We start from the raw sequence: 2,071 nt of genomic DNA on the forward strand, positions 1-2,071 counted from the left end.
GGCGAACACCACCAGGTTGTCCCGATAACGGCCGATCGCCGCGTCGTACTCGCCCCCGCCCCACCCTCTTCGCCCTGCCCGGACTCGGGCTCGACGGCCGCGCCTTCGACGCGCTCGGCCGCGAGCTCGCCGACGTCGCGGACCTCGTCGCGCTCGACCTGCCCGGTGGATCCGGGACCTCGCTCGAGGAGATGACCGCTGCCACGATCCGCCGGATCCGCGAGCACGACGCCTCCCGCTGGCTGCTCCTCGGGCACAGCATGGGCGGGAAGATCGCCTCCCTCGTGGCCTCGCGCACGGTCACCGGCCGCTCGGGCCTGTTCGGGCTCGCGGGCGTCGTGCTCCTCGCCGGGTCGCCGCTCTCGCCCGAGCCGATGGAGGAGGAGCGCCGCTCGACCATGCTCGGCTGGGTCGACGACGGACCCCTCGACGAGGCACAGGCGCGCGAGTTCGTCGACCAGAACGTCGGCTCGCCGCTGCCCGCCGACGCCGACGCGGAGGTGCTGGCCGAGCTGCGCCGCTACTCCCCCGAGGGCTGGCGCGACTGGCTCGAGCACGGCAGCCGCGAGGACCGCACCGGAGAGGCCGCCCTCGGGGCCGTGCCCGCGCTCCTGATCGCGGGCGGTGAGGACGGCGACCTCGGCGCCGACGCGCAGCGCCGCCTGAACGGCTCCCTCTACTCCCGTGCCCGGCTGCTCACGCTCGCCGGGGCGGGCCACCTGCTGCCGTTCGAGCGCCCGGTCGAGGTGGCGGCGGCGATCCGCCGGTTCTGGGAGGAGGAGGCCGGCACGGCGCCGTCGGTCCCGGCCGACGTCGGCGCGGCCATCGCCTCCGCCCGGACCTCCACGCGGGTGCGCGGGCTGCTGGCCGTGCGCGCGCTCGCCGACGACCCGGGGTACGCGCCGCGCGCCCTGACCGTCGCCCAGCTCGCGGAGCTGCGCGCGATCGCCGACCGGGTCGTCCCGCAGGAGGGCGGCCGGATCGACCTGGCCGCACGGGTGGACACGCAGCTCGCGAACGGCGAGGGCGACGGCTGGCGCAACGCCGACCTGCCGGCCGACCCGATCGCCTACGGTCTGGCGCTCGACGCCCTCCGGGGCTTCGCCGGCCTCGGCCCCGCCGAGCAGGACGCGCGCCTCACCGCGATCGCCGACGGCTCCGCGGAGCCCGGCGACGGCTCGGCCGGCGGGCTCGGTGCCGAGCAGCTGACCGCCTGGTTCGAGGACTGCCGCGTCGACCTCGTGAAGCAGTGGCTGGCCCACCCCGCGTCGATGGCGCGGATCGGCTACGACGGCTACGCCAGCGGCGGCGACACGCTGCCGCTCGTGACGGGCTTCCGCCTGCTCGGCGCCGACGACCGCGAGACCTGGGAACCGACGATGAGGAGTCACCGATGAACACGACCGGCATGCGCCGCTTCCCGCTCGACGAGACGGTCGACGCCGTCGTGATCGGCACCGGGGCAGGCGGAGCGCCCCTGCTCTCGGTGCTCGCCGCTCGAGGGCTGCGGGTCGTCGCCCTCGAGGCCGGGCCGCACTTAGATCCGCTCGGCCACACCGCCGACGAGACGGCGGCCGTCGAGATCAACTGGATGGAGGAGCGCCTCAGCGGAGGCGAGACCCCCACCGCCTTCGGGCAGAACAACAGCGGCCGCGGGGTCGGCGGCTCGACGCTGCACTGGGGAGCGTTCACGCCCCGCCCCGACCCGCGCGACCTGCGGCTCCGGAGCGACTCCGGCGTCGGCCGCGACTGGCCGATCGAGCACGCCGAGCTCACCGCGTACATCGAGAAGGTGGAGGCGACGATCGGAGTGGCGGGCCCGGCCGAGTACCCGTGGGACCCGTCGCGCCGCTACCTGCAGGGCCCGCTCGCGCGGAACGCCTCGGCCGACATGATGCTGCGCGGCTGCGCGGCGATCGGGATGCGCGCGACCGACGCGCCCGCCGCCGTGCTCAGCGGCCCGCGGGACGACGGCCGGCCCTCCTGCGTCAACTGCGGCCAGTGCCATCAGGGCTGCCGGACCGGCGCGAAGACGAGCATGGACGTGACATACCTGCCGGAGGCGGTGCGG

General features: G+C 75.9%; 2 protein-coding genes. Both read left to right on the forward strand.

The genetic code is table 11. From position 1 onward, the window contains the following. The coding region (locus tag C5D04_RS17695; RefSeq protein WP_146087907.1) for an alpha/beta hydrolase at window positions 1–1,397 on the forward strand (1,397 nt) is incomplete at its 5' end. Beyond that, the coding region (locus tag C5D04_RS17700; protein WP_146087908.1) for a GMC family oxidoreductase N-terminal domain-containing protein at window positions 1,394–2,071 on the forward strand (678 nt) is incomplete at its 3' end. The genes C5D04_RS17695 and C5D04_RS17700, both read left to right, overlap by 4 nt.

It is taken from the genome of Rathayibacter sp. AY1D2, from assembly GCF_002932695.1.
Classification (GTDB): Bacteria; Actinomycetota; Actinomycetes; order Actinomycetales; family Microbacteriaceae; genus Rathayibacter.